The sequence below is a fragment of the Paenibacillus sp. W2I17 genome (assembly GCF_030815985.1).
In the GTDB taxonomy this organism is placed as follows: Bacteria; Bacillota; Bacilli; order Paenibacillales; family Paenibacillaceae; genus Paenibacillus.
Genome location: NZ_JAUSXM010000001.1, coordinates 426,134 through 441,262, shown reverse-complemented (window position 1 = coordinate 441,262; position 15,129 = coordinate 426,134). Strand labels below are relative to the sequence as shown.

Here is a 15,129-nt window from a genome sequence, read left to right as displayed (position 1 = left end):
TCATAACATAGAATTGTGATAAGAGATAAAGAGCCCAACTAAAATTGGGCGTGTTGTACAAAAGGTACTCTCAAACGGTTTATGTCGCGTTATATTAGTTGACACAAAAAAACGAAAATACTCTTTACACTCAGAAGAAAAGAAACATGAACTTTGGATTTCACTTCATTGATTCATGTTAATGCATAATGTCAGAACATCATTTCTTTCATATTCTCAGCTTGTCGAGTTAAGAGGTTTGATGTTAAAACGTTGCTCCATTACCTCTCCGTTCTGGTGAACCCCCTCCGTAAAAAACACTTCTTCTCTATTCATCAGAACAACGGATGAAGCTCTGGTCCCATAGTCGAATTTCTCACTTTTAACGAAGATGGGAGAAAGCAAGCGTTCCCACTCCAATGGAACACCTGTATGAGGTAAATGCTCATCCACTGAAGGGTCTGCCATTTGCAGCAAACCTAATATTTGTTCTGTCAGGGTAGCTTTGTCCTCCCCTTGGATGATTTTCTCCAGCCCTTCTTTTCCACGTTTCACCTTGGGCCAATCTGTATTAATCAAGTGATTACTAATCCCGTATATTCCCGGTTTCAACTTCATCACATCATTACCCACATTAGAATAATAATAGAGGTCGTCAGGATCACCCACTAACAAATTGTAGCCAGGATAATCATTGCGACTTCTCTCCGCGTGTTGTATATATTGCTCAGGTGTGGACGTTCCCTTTAAAAAATCAGCAACCAGATCTCCTCTTGAGCCTTTGGCATGCACCTCTTCATTCGGATCACGATAATTCGTGACAGCAGCCAGACGCCCCTCTGTGGTTACGCCCATCCAGGTTCCCATTTTCGACAAATCGCGGCCAGCCAGTATATGAGGATGGTCTTCCCAATAGTGTGCTTGAGCCGTAGGTCTGTGATAGAATTCATCCCTATTTGATCCCAAAATAAGCGGATACTTTGGATGCATGTTGTAAGCAAATAAAATTAAACACATGGGAATCTTCAACTCCTATATTCGTTTAACCTCTGATTTCGCGCCTTTAAATAGCATAATCAACTACAATTACATCTTCCACCCAACCATCCAGGGAAGCTACAAATGCCTGATGAGCAGGATGTGGACCATAGGCGCGTAATGCCTCCTGATCTTCAAACGTCACTCTCAATCCAATCGTGTAACCTTGAATACGGTCCGTTTCTTCCGTTGCATTGATCCCTGCCGTCAGCGCGACAATCCCCGGGATTTGTTCCTGTAACGTGAGCAATTGATCCACCCATTCCTGCTGTTTAGCTAGTGTGGTTTTATCGTTAAATTTAAAAACAACCAAATGTTCAAACATCTTGTTATTCCTCCCATATCCATCCAAATATTAATGCAATTTCGTTAAATAAAGTTAATTCAACAATTCCAATCCACCCATCATATAAGGGACCACTCTGTTGGCTAATTCAGCCGGAGATTCCTGCCCGCCTTCAATATTCCATCGATACGTCATTCCATAGATCGACCAACTTAGCGTGGTTGCCGTAATTTTCAGCGTTTTGGGATCTACATCACCCGCTACTTTGCTCAATAATTCAAGAAGGAATTGCTCCAGTTGAGTCTTGATGTTCTCTTCAATAATTGGTGCAACTGTCTCATATTTTTTGATGCAACCATTACTTGAGACGTGATAATCACATAATGAAAATATAAGCTGCTGTATGGTTTCGGCTGATAACCGGGCATCCGGGTCCACTCTTTTCGTCACATATTCCATAAAAGCATCCGATAACAAGGCTTCAAGCAGTGCATATTTATCCTGAAAATGGGCGTAGAATGTAGCCCTGTTAATTGTGGCTTGTTCCGTAATGTTTTGAATCGTAATGCTGTTGAAATTTTTAATATTCAATTGGTTTAAAAACGCATCAAGAATTAATTGACGCGTGCGGATTACACGCGGATCATTCGAGTTTGGAGACAATACACCAGACATGCCCCAATCCTCCTTTGTACACAAAATATTTGGCTAGACTCCTTCATTATAGATAAGTGTTATTTGTTCAACAAGTGAAAGTAAGTGCAAAGACACCATACAATAATCAGTGTCTTTCGCTTAAGCAACAAAATGCTCCGATTGTTGGTTGAGCATGCCTATAGACCTTGTTAAGATTGCACTCGTACCCGCTTGAAGGTGCATAATAATGGAGGTGCTTAATATGAGTAATCAACAACATAACGTTATTTCTACGGAGCTTCTGTTCCAACCATACACCGTTTCAAAGTTAACCCTTTCCTCGCGCATCGTCATGTCCCCCATGGCTCGTGCCTTCTCCCCGGATGGTATCCCGGGCCCCGATGTAGCCGCATATTATCGTAGGCGTGCCGAGCATGGTGTTGGACTCATTATTACCGAAGGTGCGACCATTGAGCATCCATCTGCATCAAGTGAGCCTAGAATCCCTCATATGTATGGAGAAGCAGCTCTTCAAGGCTGGGCTGAAGTGGTCGAACATGTCCATGAAGCGGGCGGCAAGATTTTTCCGCAGATTTTACACATGGGAATCGTTCGTCCTTCAGGATCTAACCCACACCCGGAAGCTGCCTCACTGAGTCCATCGGGAGTTGATATGGAAGGTATTCAAGTAGGTGAGCCAATGACGGAGGCGGAGATCGCAACTGTGATTCAAGCTTATGCAGATGCAGCAGCCAATGCGCAAAGCATTGGTTTTGACGGAATTGAACTTCATGGTGCACACGGTTTTCTGATCGATCAGTTTTTCTGGAAAACAACGAATAGGAGAACGGACCGCTATGGTGGTGACCTTCAAAAACGAACTCAATTCGCAGTTGAACTTGTAATGGCAGTTCGTGCTGCGGTAGGTCCTGATTTTCCTATAGCGATGCGGATTTCCCAATGGAAGATGAATGATTATCAAGCCAGACTGTTCGACACCCCCGAACAATTGGAACAATTCCTTCGTTTGTTAGTTGACGCAGGTGTAGATATCTTTCACTGCTCGACACGACGCTTCTGGGAGCCCGAGTTCGAAGGATCTGATCTTGGATTTGCAGGTTGGGTAAGAAAACTGAGTGGCCGAACCACAATTACCGTTGGTTCTGTGGGTATGCCAGATGAGCCTGAAGCAGGTACAGATAAAACAACACATCCAGGTATGGGCGAACTCATGAAGCGATATGAACAACAGGAATTTGATCTGGTAGCTGTGGGACGTGCACTCCTTGGTGATCCGGCATGGGCTGCCAAAATACGCGAAGGACGTGTATCCGAGATTCAGGCTTTTACACCTGAAGCACTCGCTACGTTACACTAAGAACAATACCTTATTGTTCCAGAGATTTTCTCTCCCATATATAGGCTTGAACTCATGAATCAACTATACTAAGCAAAGGGCTCGCTTTCCCCCGGGATTGCGGGTATTTTGTTTTTAGAGATATCTGTCCGTTCAAACACTTCGAGCAATAGCAATATCGTTCAAGAAAATTCCTTCTTTGCAACCTATAATGATCTTAACTTACCAGAAAGAAGGTGCATCATGACTCGAGAAGTCCGGACTGTAGTATTTGATACCGACTTACAGCTAGAAGCTTATCAATTTGAAGGCATTATGCAGAAGTTTCCCAACCATTTTCATGACTATTACGTCATTGGATTCATTGAACAAGGCAAGCGACACCTTGTCTGCAATAACGAAGAATACATTCTGAATAGCGGAGATATGATTGTTTTTAATCCACATGATCCTCATGCCTGCGAACAGGTGGATGGAAGAACCCTCGATTATCGCTGTATCAATGTCCAGCCTGAGGTTATGCGAGAGTATGTGAGAGAGATTACTGGACAAGCTTACTTGCCACGGTTTACATCCCCCGTTCTCTACCAAAGTGAACTTGTGGGTTCCCTGCACGAGCTGCATCAGATGATTCTGGAAGAGCAATCGGATTTCTGCAAAGAAGAATTGTTACTCTTACTACTGGATCAATTGCTGCGAGATTATTCGGATGCTGAACCACCTGTTTCCACACAGGATGTGACCACAGAGATCAGACGCATATGTGATTACATAGAAGCTCATTACATGGAAAGCATCTCGCTGAACGAGTTAGCCGATTTGACGGAGATGAGCAAATACCACCTGCTGCGTTTATTCACCCGCCAGAAAGGAATATCACCTTACCGTTATCTGGAGACAATTCGCATTAATCAAGCCAAACGTCTGCTGGAACAAGGTCTGCTTCCAATTGAAGTAGCTGCACAGACAGGATTCAGTGACCAGAGCCATTTCACCAATTTTTTCAAAAAACTGATTGGCCTGACACCCAAGCAATATAGACGTATCTTCAATCATAATTCGGAGTTGAAACGAACCACCACTAACATCGTATGACAAGTCATCTTGGTCATCAAAATACTAAAGCCTCTACCGGACATTTACTCGCTTTGTTTACTATACTGATCTGGGGAACTACCTTTGTCTCTACGAAGGTTCTGTTGACTGATTTCACTCCTGTGGAAATTCTATTTTTTCGTTTCCTAATCGGGTATTTGGTACTGTTATTGATCTATCCGCGTTCACTACGGATCGCCTCATTCAGAGAAGAGTTGTTATTTATCGGAGCAGGACTATGTGGGGTGACGTTATATTTTCTTATTGAAAATATTGCTCTGGTGTACACAACCGCTTCCAACGTGGGTGTTATTGTCTCCATTGCCCCGTTCTTCACTGCCGTACTCGCACACTTCTTCTTAGATGGTGAGAAGTTAACGCGCCGCTTTCTTATCGGATTCGGGATTGCCTTGAGCGGCATCCTACTCATCGCGCTGAACGGCAGTTTCATTCTGCAACTGAATCCGATAGGTGATCTGCTTGCTTTCATAGCACCTGCGGTATGGGCGATCTACTCTGTGCTAATGCGGAAAATTGGCGAGCTTCGTTATCACACCATTGGCGCGACTCGCAAAGTATTCTTCTATGGCCTGATCTTTATGCTGCCAGCTCTATTCCTGTTTGAATTCCATTGGAATCTCGGGCGCTTCACGAATATGACCAATCTCTCCAATATTCTCTACCTCGGCCTGGGTGCCTCCGCGCTGTGTTTCGTGACCTGGAACCGGGCTGTGAATCTTCTCGGAGCTATCAAAACGAGTGTCTACATCTATCTGGTGCCTGTCATTACTGTCGCGTCATCTGCACTAATTCTTCAGGAACGGATAACCTGGGTGATTATACTCGGGGCGTTCTTAACCCTATTTGGCTCTTACATTTCAGAACGAAAAGGACACAAGCTTAACAACAAAAACACTAATCCACATAGGGGTTAGTGTTTGCTTCATTTTTTACTGATATGACTGGACATCATGGTTGACCACCGTTGACATGCAGCAGAAGTCATTCATTTTATCTCATTTAATTGAGACAGCAGAATCTCCAGTTCCTCTTGCTCCAGATGACGCCATTGCCCCCGCTCCAGTTGATCCAGCGTAATATTCATAATTCGCACACGCTCCAGCTTCAAGACTCGGTACCCCAAGGCTTTGCACATTCTCCGGATCTGCAGATTGAGACCCTGTGTCAGAATAATACGAAATACATTGTCACTTTGCCTATACACTTCGCAGGGCTTGGTCACCACATCCAGAATTTCAACGCCATCAGACATGGACTTTACAAATTCGTCGGTTATGGGTTTGTCTACAGTCACTACATATTCTTTATCATGATTATGCTCTGAACGCATCATCTTGTTCACAATGCCTCCGTCATTCGTAAGCAAAATCAACCCCTCAGATGCCTTATCCAGCCTGCCTATCGCAAATATGCGAGAAGGATAATTCATATATTGAATGATGTTCCCCTTCACATGTTCTGCTGCTGTGCAGACAATACCGATGGGTTTGTTCAGAGCAATGTAGACAGGTTCGCTGTCATTACGAGGAATCTCCTTCCCATCAATGAGTACCACATCGTGAGGTTCAACTTCCGCCCCTTTTTCACATACCCTGCCATTGATCGTTATGCGTCCAGCTGCAATTAAACGGTTCGTTTCCCTGCGGGAGCAGAATCCCGTTTCACTTATGTATTTGTTAATTAACATGTGTCACCACTTCTCATCTATAGTATTGCCACTGGTTCTTAGAGTGCTGGTACGTTCATTCGCTTCGTGCAATGAGTTAGTACCTTGTACTGATTTTCATTCCACATCATCTCATTTATACTGAAACGAAGCAATGAATGGTTATATAAAAACACATACAACGTTACATAGGAATGCCAAAATACACTCTGGAAGGAGTTTCTCATGTACAAAGTTACTCGATTTACAGTTGACCCCGATGATCCAAACCAAGACTCTGGCATGTGGATTGGTGGAGAAACTGCATACGTTTCCGACTGGCCTCTCAACCCCGAGGGGCAGCCTTTATTGCATCTGTTCTCCATCAATTGTAATACACTTTCACAGCAGGTCCATATCCCTTCTTTACCACAAGATAAATATATCTCGGTCTTCTCGACCTACTCCGCCTCCGAATACTTTCTGGATCAGGTAACCTATACGGGAGATGAGCTGGAATGGAACGAGAATATTCTCGCCGGGTGCACTTATGTCTCGGTATCTTCGCATCCACTCACTTCCGTATGTCCCGTTCCACCCATTCCGTTAAGCGGCGTACGTTTGATTGAAATGGAGTTAGACGATCAGGCATTCCCTGCATTCTCATTTTTTTCTCCCACTTTACCAAACGGTGTGAAAGGAATTGATCATTTGCTAGAGGAACATCAACTGGTGTGTCAAATATATTCCGGAGATTTTCCTGAGCCTTATCGGGATATATTGGGTCTTCCCGATGCAAACGGTTATTTATTTTTGCGAAGGGGTCCCGAGTCTGCTCACGCGCCATTCGATGGAATTTTCTTTGTACAGACTGCTTAATGGCGATAGGTTGAGGTCAGGTATCATCATAAAAAAAGGCTATCAGAACGTTTCACGTCTACTCAGACAGGGAACGTTTTTTTGTATATGTACGTTTCACTATCCTCGATCAATACAGATGGCAAACCCTGTTAAAAGGTCATATGAATTGAATCATATCTACCCTTTCGACACGAAATCGTTTTAGAAAAAAATATAACACAATAAATATTTCCAACCTTCAAAACTTAACATTATTTTACAATAAAAAGCATGTACATTTGTGCATTTATGGTATAAGTTATATATGAAATAAACATTAATTACATAATATAAAATTTTTATCCAACTAGGAGGCGGGCTTTTGAAAAGAATATTCGCTCTAAGCTGCGGTTTTTATCTGTTAATCGGCATAACCAGCGTTGTGCTCGGTGCACTTCTCCCTGTTTTATTGTCACATTATGAGCGCGGTTACAGTGATGGCGGATTTTTGTTATTTCTGCAGTTTCTTGGATTTCTTGTCGGTGTAATCGTAGCTCCTGCCCTGACAGCCCGTATCGGAAGAAAAGCGATGCTGACCCTTGCTCTGATCTGTATTGTAGCCGCCTATACATTACTCGGTTTTCTGCCATCCTGGTCTGTAGTTCTTCTTCTCACGATTATCGTAGGTTTCGGTTCAGGTATCATCGAACCCTCTGTAGGTGCATTCACGATCGAATTCACTGAGAATCAAAAGGCGGTCGCCATGTCCAAGTTGGATGTCTTCTTTGCTCTCGGAGCACTTCTCATCCCGGCTGTTGCTGCTTTATTTATCTGGATGGATCTGTGGCATCTTACTTTTTATACAGTGGCTGTGTTGTCACTGGTTCTCATGCTGCTGTGGATCACTATGCCCCGGCCAGCCGCACTGTATCTGGAACAGGCTGGCGAGAATACAGTGGCACATGAAGCAGGTAAAGCTCAATATTCGAGAAAACATCTGGGTCTGCTGACAATCTTCGTCATCTTCTTTTTCATCTACATGGGATTGGAGCTGGGATTGATGAACTTCCTGCCCTCCATACTCGTAGAACGACTGCAACTTCAGGAATCTGTCGCATCGCTGAGTGTCTCCATCCTGTGGATTGCGATGATCATCGGTCGTCTTTTCTCCGGGAAAATAGCCGAATCCGTCAACTATATGCCATTCCTGATCTGGAGCACGGTTGGCACGCTTTTGTTTACGGTCGCTATGGTATTTGTAACTGGACAGTGGGTAACTTATGTGCTCATCTTCGGAACCGGTCTGTTCATGTCGGGGCTGTTCTGTATTGCACTTGTCTATGCAAATGTTCTGATTCCCGGCATGACCGAGCGGACAACCAGTATCCTGATCGCCTCGGGAGGTATTGGAGGTGCCATCTTGCAGTATGTGACTGGATGGAGTATGAGTACAGGGCCTGTCGTGAATACAATCTGGATTTTGGCCGGATTCTGTCTGATCCTGCTTGTTACTTTGATGGTCTCTCATCTATGGACTGTAAAAAATAATGCAGTACGTGCTGCTCTCGCACAACATAGCAAGGAAATGTAAACATCGTTTCTTAAGGGAGGTGATGCCCGCATCATCCGGATTGTTGAGCTTCGTTCGAGCTAGTACACCATTATATTGGAGGAAATCGTATGCAAACTTTAACCAACAACCGCTTCATAGCCGGAAAAGGGATTAAGTTGATTGACGATTCAGGTGTTGAATACCTGGATGGCGTGTCGGGCACGTTCAATCTGTCACTGGGCTATAATCACCCACATGTTGTCAGCAAAATTCAGGAACAAGTCGGCAATCTGACGCATATGTCTTCCTCCTTCACTGAACCATACGTAAATGAAGTACTTGATCACTTAATCGAATATGCTCCAAACGACATTAATGCCGGATGGATGCGGGATATTACTGGTTCAACTGCCAACGAATGTGCGACCAAAATTGCACAGAAGTATACCGAATCGACAGACATCATCAGCCTGTATCTGTCCCATCATGGGCAGACGCAATTTGCCACCGGGATTTCTGGAAATGCCTTCCGGCGGAAACGGTTCCCCAATTCGGCTGTGGCTAACGCTGTCCATGTACCTGCCCCATACTGTTATCGTTGCCCATTCAAATCCTCAAATGGAGACTGCGACTATCAATGCGTTGAAGCTATATCTGATGCGATAGAATATGCAAGTTCTGGCTCAGTTGCCTGCATGATTATCGAACCTATTCTCGGGAATGGCGGCAATATCATTCCTCCTGCCGGATATTTCAAACGACTGCGTAAACTGTGTGATGAGTACAATATTATTCTCATTGCCGACGAAGTGCAGACCGGAATCGGTCGTACCGGAACCATGTTCGCTAGCGAACTGTTTGATATCCAGCCAGATATGATCACCCTTGCGAAAGGTCTTGGCGGGATCGGCGTACCTGTTGCTGCGGTATTAATGCAATCCCGGCTGAATGTGCTCGAAAAGCACGAACACTCCTTCACCTCAGGAAGTAATCTGATCTCCGTAACCGCTGCCAAATCCACCTTGGAAGTGGTATCCGAACCCGGATTCCTGGATGCGGTGAAACGCAAAGGTGAAATTTTGGGTGAATTGCTGCAAGAATTGGCATTAAAATACCCAAGTATCGGTGAAGCTCGTGGTGTCGGGTTAATGTGGGGGTTGGAGATCGTAGGTGACGGTAATGAACCGGATACGCTAAAAACCAATGCCATTGTTGACCGCGCTTTTACAGATGAGCATCTGATCTTGAGAAGTTCAAGATATGGTTTCGGCAACGTTGTTAAGGTCCGGCCTTCCCTTACCACAACCGAAGACGAACTGGTTGAGATTGTGGAGCGGCTGGATTCAGTGCTCGCCAGCGTTAATTAAAACATTTCAATGCAACTGTTCGAAGTGGTCGTTTCGGTTACGAATCGTTCTTATGATCGCTGTTATCCACGGATTTTCTTGATTTCCCTTTCCCAAGGGAAAAATCCGTTGATAAAGGCGAACGCTTCGCTTCTCCAGAATCGATTTCGTCCCCTTCACTACTTTCGTATCTTGTCAAAAACTGTTTAAGATGAATCGCTATATTTATATTTTATATAATTATAAGGAGGTTATAACATGCTTGCATTGGTATACAAATCGGCTTGGGATGTGGCGCTTGAGGATCGGCCTGTCCCGGAAATTACAAGAGATAATCAGGTGTTGGTTCGTATTCGGGCGACAGGTGTATGCGGTACCGATCTCGGTATTGTCAGCGGCAAATATCATGCGGTCCCTTCTGTCATTCTCGGTCATGAGTCTGCCGGGGAAGTCATTGAAGTTGGCTCTGCGGTTACGACATTACAACCGGGCGACCGTGTTGTGATCGACCCTACCTACTATTGCGGACAATGTGACATGTGCAGAACAGGCAGACAAAATCATTGCACACACAAGTCTGTTACCGAGACAGGTGTAAGTGCTGACGGAACATTTACAGATTATTATGTGACCGAGGATCGCTTTTTGTACAAATTGAAGGACCATGTGAGCTATGAAGAAGCAACTTTGACGGAACCGCTCAGCTGTATGCTGACAGGGATTAATCAGATTCATCTACTGCCGAATTTCAGAACGATCATCCTCGGCGCAGGCCCGATTGGCATTCTGTACAGCTACGCGCTCGCTTCTAAAGGGGTCACCGGCTGTCTGGTCGACATCTCTGAGGAACGCTTAGCCATTGCCGGTTCCATTGCACCAGACCGTTGGGAGGTTCATTCATCCTTCGAAAATGCAATAGAATCACTGTCACCCGCAACCCAGCAGGTCGATATGATCGTGGATACAACGGGCGTTGTGGGCACACAAGTGCTTTCCCAACTCGCCAGCGGCGGTTACCTGATGCTGGTTGGTCTGAGAGATGGAAACACATCCTTCAATCCCAAGGAAGTTGTGGACCGCAGTCTGAAAATTATTGGTTCCATTGATTCTCTGGGAACATTTGCAACCGCACATTATATGATTGAACAAGGGATTATTCCGGCAAAAAAAATCATCACCCACTCCTTCCCGTTGGAGGATTACGAAGAGGCATTCCGTACACTTGGCTGCGATATTCAGGGACGCACACTTCAAGCCTCTTCACATGCCATTAAAGTTGTGCTGCAATCCAGCGGTTCCAGTTTCTAAAGTGGAAGGTTAACCATGAATGGATTACATTAGAGACATATGTTTACACAATCCTGGAGGAGGAATACAACATGGCAGCAAACAAAGAATCTAACGGACTGGGAGCACCCAATGATGACATCATTCAAGCGGTCATTTTTGACATGGATGGTGTACTGATTGACAGCGAACCGATTTATTTCGAGATTGAGCGCAGCTCTTTTGCCCATTTTGGAGCAAGAGTGACTGATGAAGAACATCATACCTATGTTGGAGTTACGCTGGAATCCATGTGGCAGCAAGTACTGGACAAACATCAGCTGACAGCTACACTGGAAGAAATATTTGCTTATCATCAGCACAATGTGATGCAAACCATGCTTGCCCATCCGAATCTGACAGCAATGCCTTCCGTGGAACGCTGGGTTAGCTGGCTGCATGAGCAACATATACCCATAGCCGTTGCTTCTTCCTCTCCACGTGCACTCATTGATTTGATCATGGACAAAACCGGACTTGGGCGATACTTTGAGGTACGGATGACCGGAGAGGAAGTCGCGAGTGGCAAGCCAGCACCGGATATTTTCCTGACCACTGCTGAGATGATTGGTGCATCCCCTTCGAATTGTCTGGTGATCGAGGACTCGCGCAATGGTGTCCAAGCCGCCAAAAGTGCAGGCATGCGCTGCATCGGATATCGCAATCCGGGATCAGGCAATCAGGACTTGTCCAAAGCCGATCTTCAGATTTCCAGTTACGATGAGTTATGGACATTGAAGGATACGCTGCCCTTTGAAGGCAGATTGCCAAGCCTAGCGAAGCTACGCTGAGCAGATAGTACGTCTGGAAATAACGGACCTGGACAGACCTGTAGAAAAAAACAACCCGATCAGCTTCAATTCTTTCGAATTGGTGCTGGTCGGGTTTTGCTTGCTGCAATGGGTGTTACATGAGAACATATGCTGTAACATCAACTAAACCGAAAGTTCGAGACTTCCACCCAGATTGGGATGAGGAGCCGGAAGTGACTTTAACATTTCCGTCATTTGCTGACCTTGCTGTTGTGCTATGTCTTTCGACATAGACATCACCTGCAAACTCGCCGATTGTGCTATGGATGCCTGGCTCATGGCCATTGATAATGCTGCAATATCCATGCTATGTGCTCCTTTCTCTATCTTATCATTTGGGCGTACTTAATATATATCGGAAAGTGAGGATCAAATGTTGAGCAGCTCAGATCAAGCAAATAATTACCTGTTATGGCTGTTAGCTTCATGCTATAGTTTTAAGGTAGAAAAATAAAAGGAGAATCTTTAATGAAAAGTCTTAGGAAATTGACATGTATTTTTATTAGTTTTAGTTTACTGTTCGTATTACTTCCGCCTCACATGTTAGCGGCTAGTAATCCTCTAGCTGAGTCTTACCGAGATATTGAATACACTATATTCATTGATGGAAAGCTTGCGAGTTTCAACGATCAAGCATACCTAGCGGATAACGGTACCGTCTACATTCCTATCAAAATGTTCAAACAAATCGGTTCACTTATTGCTGTAGGAAATGGATTTGAAGTCAAAACCAAATTAAATAAAGAACAAGTAAGTAAGAAAGACACCATTTTGTACAAAGGAATAACCTACATATCATTCGAGAAGTTTCTAAAGGTTTCCGGTTACTCAGGCAGGAATGAAGATAATTTAATGGTAGCATTTATATGGGGAGACGAGGACGGAGCAACACGGACTAAGAAATTAATGAACGGAGTCCTTAGTGTTCCCAAAGCATATCGTTCCGTTTTTGGATCAAAAGTATACTCTTATGCACTAGATCAACCTGGCTGGATCGTCAGCATGACCCAACTTTATCAACTCACGGAAGTAACTATACAATCAGCAAATGGAAAGACCGTCACAGAATACATATATAAGGACATTGGATTTTCGAATTTTTGTTATTATTTTGATTACGAATATTTCATACATATCGCTTTTAAGGGGGGCGAATATTGGGCTAACAAAAATAATTTACCTTCTTCAAATCCGCTTTATCATTTAGAAAAAATAAAAATTCTTTCCGTTGATATTAAAAAAAATAATGTAATTGTGAAAGCCAAAAGAGCTAGTGGGAAGTCGATTACGTTCAAGTTGCCTGTTACAGACGATCCAAATGAATTTATTAATGGGTTGTTCTATGACAGTGACCCTAAAAAAGATTACCCAGGCTGGTCTTCAAACGTCTGGAAACTTATTAGTCAGCAAAAGATCAAATTAGGGATGACGTTTAATCAAGTGTTACTTTCTTGGGGGAGTCCAAATAGCACCAGTAACTCTACTAGTTCATTAGGTTCTATTGATATTTGGGTCTATGGAAATACCTACGTAACCTTCTACAATGGACAGATATATTCATGGTCCGATTACTAAAATTCGAGAGCAACTAGGTTGCTCTCTTTTTATTAGCTGTTCATTAGTGAATCAACTTACCCTTCAATCAATCCATACTTCACAAAACTATGATACAATCCATCTTCCTCTACTGTTCCAGTAATAACATCTGCAATAGCTTTCAGTCCAGGCTTTGCATTCCCCATGGCAATTCCGATATTACAAAATTCCAACATCTCGGCATCATTCATGCCATCACCGATGGCGCATGTATCTTCTTGGGACATGCCTAAATGCTTCAGCAGATCGGCGATCGCAATCGCTTTGTGAATGCCAGGGATCATTAGTTCACCACTTCCTTCACCAAAGATCGGCACAGTGCACTGAATGACTTCGAATTTTCCTTCAAACTCTTGCTTGATCCGCTCAAACGGGATGGCTGAGCTCTCCAAGAAACATACTTTGTTCACATCATCCTTATACAGGTCGGCCTCTCCATACGTTAATCCGGCAATAAACGGGTGCGATTTCAGCTCCTTCTTCTCTCTGGCTACAGGGTCATTCTCCACATCACCATAGATGCGGCTTTCCATGTGAGGTTGAAGATTGCTACTCGCATACAGAGCCGAATTGGATTCAAGGTAGAAGTCAATGCCGTTTTTATTTCGAGATTGAGCGCAGCTCTTTTACCCATTTTGGAGCCAGGGTGACTGATGAAGAACATCATTCCTATGTTGGAGTTACGCTGGAATCCATGTGGCAGCAAGTATTGGACAAACATCAGCTGACAGCTACGCTGGAAGAAATATTTACTTATCATCAGCATAATGTGATGCAAACCATGCTTGCCCATCCGAATCTGACGGCGATGCCTTCCGTGGAACGCTGGTTAAGTTGGCTGCATGAGAAACACATTCCCATAGCCGTAGCTTCTTCCTCTCCACGTGCACTGATTGATTTGATCATGGACAAGACCGGTCTTGGGCAATACTTTGAGGTGCGAATGACAGGTGAGGAAGTTACGAACGGCAAGCCGGCACCAGATATTTTCCTGACCACAGCTGAGATGATCGGTGCGTCCCCTTCGAATTGTCTGGTGATCGAGGACTCGCGCAATGGTGTCCAAGCCGCCAAAAGTGCAGGCATGCGCTGCATCGGATATCGCAATCCGGGATCAGGCAATCAGGACTTGTCCAAAGCCGATCTTCAGATTTCCAGTTACGATGAGTTATGGACATTAAAGGATACACTGCCCTTTGAAGGCAGATTGCCAAGCTTGTCAAAGTTTCGCTGAGAAGATCGTAATAAAAAAGATCGTAATTTCGGAATGAGGATTTAGAAAAAAAACAACCCAAACGGCTTCAATTCATTTGAATTGGAGCTGTTTGGGTTTTGCTTGCTGCAAAGAGTGTTACATAAGAACACATGCTGTAATTTCAACTAAACCGAAAGATCGAGACTTCTACCCAGATTGGGATGAGGAGCAGGCATTGACTTCAACATTTCCGCCATCTGCTGGCCTTGCTGCTGTGCCATGTCTTTTGTAATCGACATCACTTGCAAGCTTGCCGACTGCACTACTGAAGCTTGGCTCATCGCCATTGATAATGCTGCAATATCCATGTTCTGCACTCCTTTCACTTTCTGATTACATAGATGT

General features: G+C 44.1%; 16 protein-coding genes and 1 pseudogene. 10 read left to right on the top strand and 7 right to left on the bottom strand.

Features of this window, described 5'->3' with window-relative positions:
* Positions 1 to 216: 216 nt before the first annotated feature.
* The 3 genes from QF041_RS02020 to QF041_RS02010 are packed head-to-tail and all read right to left on the bottom strand — an operon-like array spanning position 217 to position 1,978.
* Positions 217 to 996, bottom strand: coding sequence for an NRDE family protein (locus tag QF041_RS02020; RefSeq protein WP_307411298.1), 780 nt, complete (start codon positions 994 to 996; stop codon positions 217 to 219).
* Positions 997 to 1,042: 46 nt separating this feature from the next.
* Positions 1,043 to 1,342: a Dabb family protein gene (locus tag QF041_RS02015; protein WP_307411297.1), complete on the bottom strand. Its 300-nt coding sequence runs from the start codon at positions 1,340 to 1,342 to the stop codon at positions 1,043 to 1,045.
* A 54-nt stretch (positions 1,343 to 1,396) separates the two neighbouring features.
* On the bottom strand, positions 1,397 to 1,978 hold the full coding sequence (locus tag QF041_RS02010) for a TetR/AcrR family transcriptional regulator (RefSeq protein ID WP_307411294.1): 582 nt from the start codon (positions 1,976 to 1,978) through the stop codon (positions 1,397 to 1,399).
* Between the two features lie 223 nt (positions 1,979 to 2,201).
* On the opposite strand from QF041_RS02010, the gene QF041_RS02005 reads away from it, so the two are divergent.
* The 3 genes from QF041_RS02005 (at position 2,202) to QF041_RS01995 (ending at position 5,326) form a co-directional block, all read left to right on the top strand.
* Positions 2,202 to 3,317 carry an NADH:flavin oxidoreductase gene (locus QF041_RS02005; protein WP_307411292.1) on the top strand — a complete coding sequence of 372 codons (1,116 nt, stop codon included), beginning with the start codon at positions 2,202 to 2,204 and terminating at the stop codon, positions 3,315 to 3,317.
* A gap of 222 nt (positions 3,318 to 3,539) precedes the next feature.
* Complete coding sequence (locus QF041_RS02000) at positions 3,540 to 4,391, top strand: AraC family ligand binding domain-containing protein (RefSeq protein ID WP_307411289.1); 852 nt, start codon at positions 3,540 to 3,542, stop codon at positions 4,389 to 4,391.
* Complete coding sequence (locus tag QF041_RS01995) at positions 4,388 to 5,326, top strand: DMT family transporter (protein WP_307411286.1); 939 nt, start codon at positions 4,388 to 4,390, stop codon at positions 5,324 to 5,326. The genes QF041_RS02000 and QF041_RS01995 overlap by 4 nt, the downstream gene beginning before the upstream one ends.
* A 71-nt stretch (positions 5,327 to 5,397) precedes the next feature.
* On the opposite strand, the gene QF041_RS01990 is transcribed toward QF041_RS01995, so the two are convergent.
* Positions 5,398 to 6,099: a pseudouridine synthase gene (locus QF041_RS01990; RefSeq protein ID WP_307411284.1), complete on the bottom strand. Its 702-nt coding sequence runs from the start codon at positions 6,097 to 6,099 to the stop codon at positions 5,398 to 5,400.
* A 204-nt stretch (positions 6,100 to 6,303) separates the two neighbouring features.
* Here QF041_RS01990 and QF041_RS01985 point away from each other — a divergent pair, with 204 nt between their 5' ends.
* From QF041_RS01985 to QF041_RS01965, 5 genes are all read left to right on the top strand, one after another.
* Positions 6,304 to 6,936, top strand: a complete 633-nt coding sequence (locus tag QF041_RS01985) for a DUF1963 domain-containing protein (RefSeq protein WP_307411281.1) — start codon at positions 6,304 to 6,306, stop codon at positions 6,934 to 6,936.
* Between the two features lie 343 nt (positions 6,937 to 7,279).
* Positions 7,280 to 8,488: an MFS transporter gene (locus tag QF041_RS01980; RefSeq protein ID WP_307411278.1), complete on the top strand. Its 1,209-nt coding sequence runs from the start codon at positions 7,280 to 7,282 to the stop codon at positions 8,486 to 8,488.
* A gap of 89 nt (positions 8,489 to 8,577) precedes the next feature.
* Positions 8,578 to 9,816 carry an aspartate aminotransferase family protein gene (locus QF041_RS01975; RefSeq protein WP_307411275.1) on the top strand — a complete coding sequence of 413 codons (1,239 nt, stop codon included), beginning with the start codon at positions 8,578 to 8,580 and terminating at the stop codon, positions 9,814 to 9,816.
* 237 nt (positions 9,817 to 10,053) lie between these two features.
* The gene (locus tag QF041_RS01970; protein WP_307411272.1) at positions 10,054 to 11,103 is read left to right on the top strand and encodes a zinc-dependent alcohol dehydrogenase; all 1,050 of its coding nucleotides are present in this window, start codon (positions 10,054 to 10,056) and stop codon (positions 11,101 to 11,103) included.
* A gap of 71 nt (positions 11,104 to 11,174) precedes the next feature.
* Positions 11,175 to 11,912, top strand: coding sequence for an HAD family hydrolase (locus tag QF041_RS01965; RefSeq protein WP_307411269.1), 738 nt, complete (start codon positions 11,175 to 11,177; stop codon positions 11,910 to 11,912).
* A 144-nt stretch (positions 11,913 to 12,056) separates the two neighbouring features.
* On the opposite strand, the gene QF041_RS01960 is transcribed toward QF041_RS01965, so the two are convergent.
* The gene (locus tag QF041_RS01960) at positions 12,057 to 12,239 is read right to left on the bottom strand and encodes a YjfB family protein (protein ID WP_307411266.1); all 183 of its coding nucleotides are present in this window, start codon (positions 12,237 to 12,239) and stop codon (positions 12,057 to 12,059) included.
* A gap of 162 nt (positions 12,240 to 12,401) precedes the next feature.
* Between QF041_RS01960 and QF041_RS01955 the strand changes: the two genes are divergently transcribed.
* A complete protein-coding gene (locus QF041_RS01955) occupies positions 12,402 to 13,508 on the top strand; it encodes a hypothetical protein (RefSeq protein ID WP_307411262.1) in 1,107 nt (368 codons plus the stop codon).
* Positions 13,509 to 13,564: 56 nt separating this feature from the next.
* On the opposite strand, the pseudogene QF041_RS01950 reads toward QF041_RS01955, so the two are convergent.
* Positions 13,565 to 14,134: pseudogene (locus tag QF041_RS01950) on the bottom strand (HAD hydrolase family protein); the annotation flags it as partial.
* Between QF041_RS01950 and QF041_RS01945 the strand changes: the two are divergent.
* The gene (locus QF041_RS01945; RefSeq protein ID WP_307416870.1) at positions 14,104 to 14,763 is read left to right on the top strand and encodes an HAD family hydrolase; all 660 of its coding nucleotides are present in this window, start codon (positions 14,104 to 14,106) and stop codon (positions 14,761 to 14,763) included. The pseudogene QF041_RS01950 and the gene QF041_RS01945 sit on opposite strands and share 31 nt — an antisense overlap.
* Positions 14,764 to 14,909: 146 nt before the next feature.
* Here the strand turns inward: QF041_RS01945 and QF041_RS01940 are convergent, their stop codons facing one another.
* Positions 14,910 to 15,092 (bottom strand): YjfB family protein, encoded by a 183-nt coding sequence (locus tag QF041_RS01940; RefSeq protein ID WP_036613510.1) that lies wholly within the window; start codon positions 15,090 to 15,092, stop codon positions 14,910 to 14,912.
* Positions 15,093 to 15,129: the final 37 nt, after the last annotated feature.

Excerpts from the sequence above, each read along its gene's own strand:
- QF041_RS02020 (WP_307411298.1), bottom strand. The coding sequence starts at position 996 with ATGTGTTTAATTTTATTTGCTTACAACATGCATCCAAAGTATCCGCTT.
- QF041_RS01940 (WP_036613510.1), bottom strand. The coding sequence starts at position 15,092 with ATGGATATTGCAGCATTATCAATGGCGATGAGCCAAGCTTCAGTAGTG.
- QF041_RS01965 (WP_307411269.1), top strand. The coding sequence starts at position 11,175 with ATGGCAGCAAACAAAGAATCTAACGGACTGGGAGCACCCAATGATGAC.
- QF041_RS01955 (WP_307411262.1), top strand. The coding sequence starts at position 12,402 with ATGAAAAGTCTTAGGAAATTGACATGTATTTTTATTAGTTTTAGTTTA.
- QF041_RS01990 (WP_307411284.1), bottom strand. The coding sequence starts at position 6,099 with ATGTTAATTAACAAATACATAAGTGAAACGGGATTCTGCTCCCGCAGG.
- QF041_RS02010 (WP_307411294.1), bottom strand. The coding sequence starts at position 1,978 with ATGTCTGGTGTATTGTCTCCAAACTCGAATGATCCGCGTGTAATCCGC.
- QF041_RS01970 (WP_307411272.1), top strand. The coding sequence starts at position 10,054 with ATGCTTGCATTGGTATACAAATCGGCTTGGGATGTGGCGCTTGAGGAT.
- QF041_RS01960 (WP_307411266.1), bottom strand. The coding sequence starts at position 12,239 with ATGGATATTGCAGCATTATCAATGGCCATGAGCCAGGCATCCATAGCA.
- QF041_RS01995 (WP_307411286.1), top strand. The coding sequence starts at position 4,388 with ATGACAAGTCATCTTGGTCATCAAAATACTAAAGCCTCTACCGGACAT.
- QF041_RS02015 (WP_307411297.1), bottom strand. The coding sequence starts at position 1,342 with ATGTTTGAACATTTGGTTGTTTTTAAATTTAACGATAAAACCACACTA.
- QF041_RS01985 (WP_307411281.1), top strand. The coding sequence starts at position 6,304 with ATGTACAAAGTTACTCGATTTACAGTTGACCCCGATGATCCAAACCAA.
- QF041_RS02005 (WP_307411292.1), top strand. The coding sequence starts at position 2,202 with ATGAGTAATCAACAACATAACGTTATTTCTACGGAGCTTCTGTTCCAA.
- QF041_RS02000 (WP_307411289.1), top strand. The coding sequence starts at position 3,540 with ATGACTCGAGAAGTCCGGACTGTAGTATTTGATACCGACTTACAGCTA.
- QF041_RS01975 (WP_307411275.1), top strand. The coding sequence starts at position 8,578 with ATGCAAACTTTAACCAACAACCGCTTCATAGCCGGAAAAGGGATTAAG.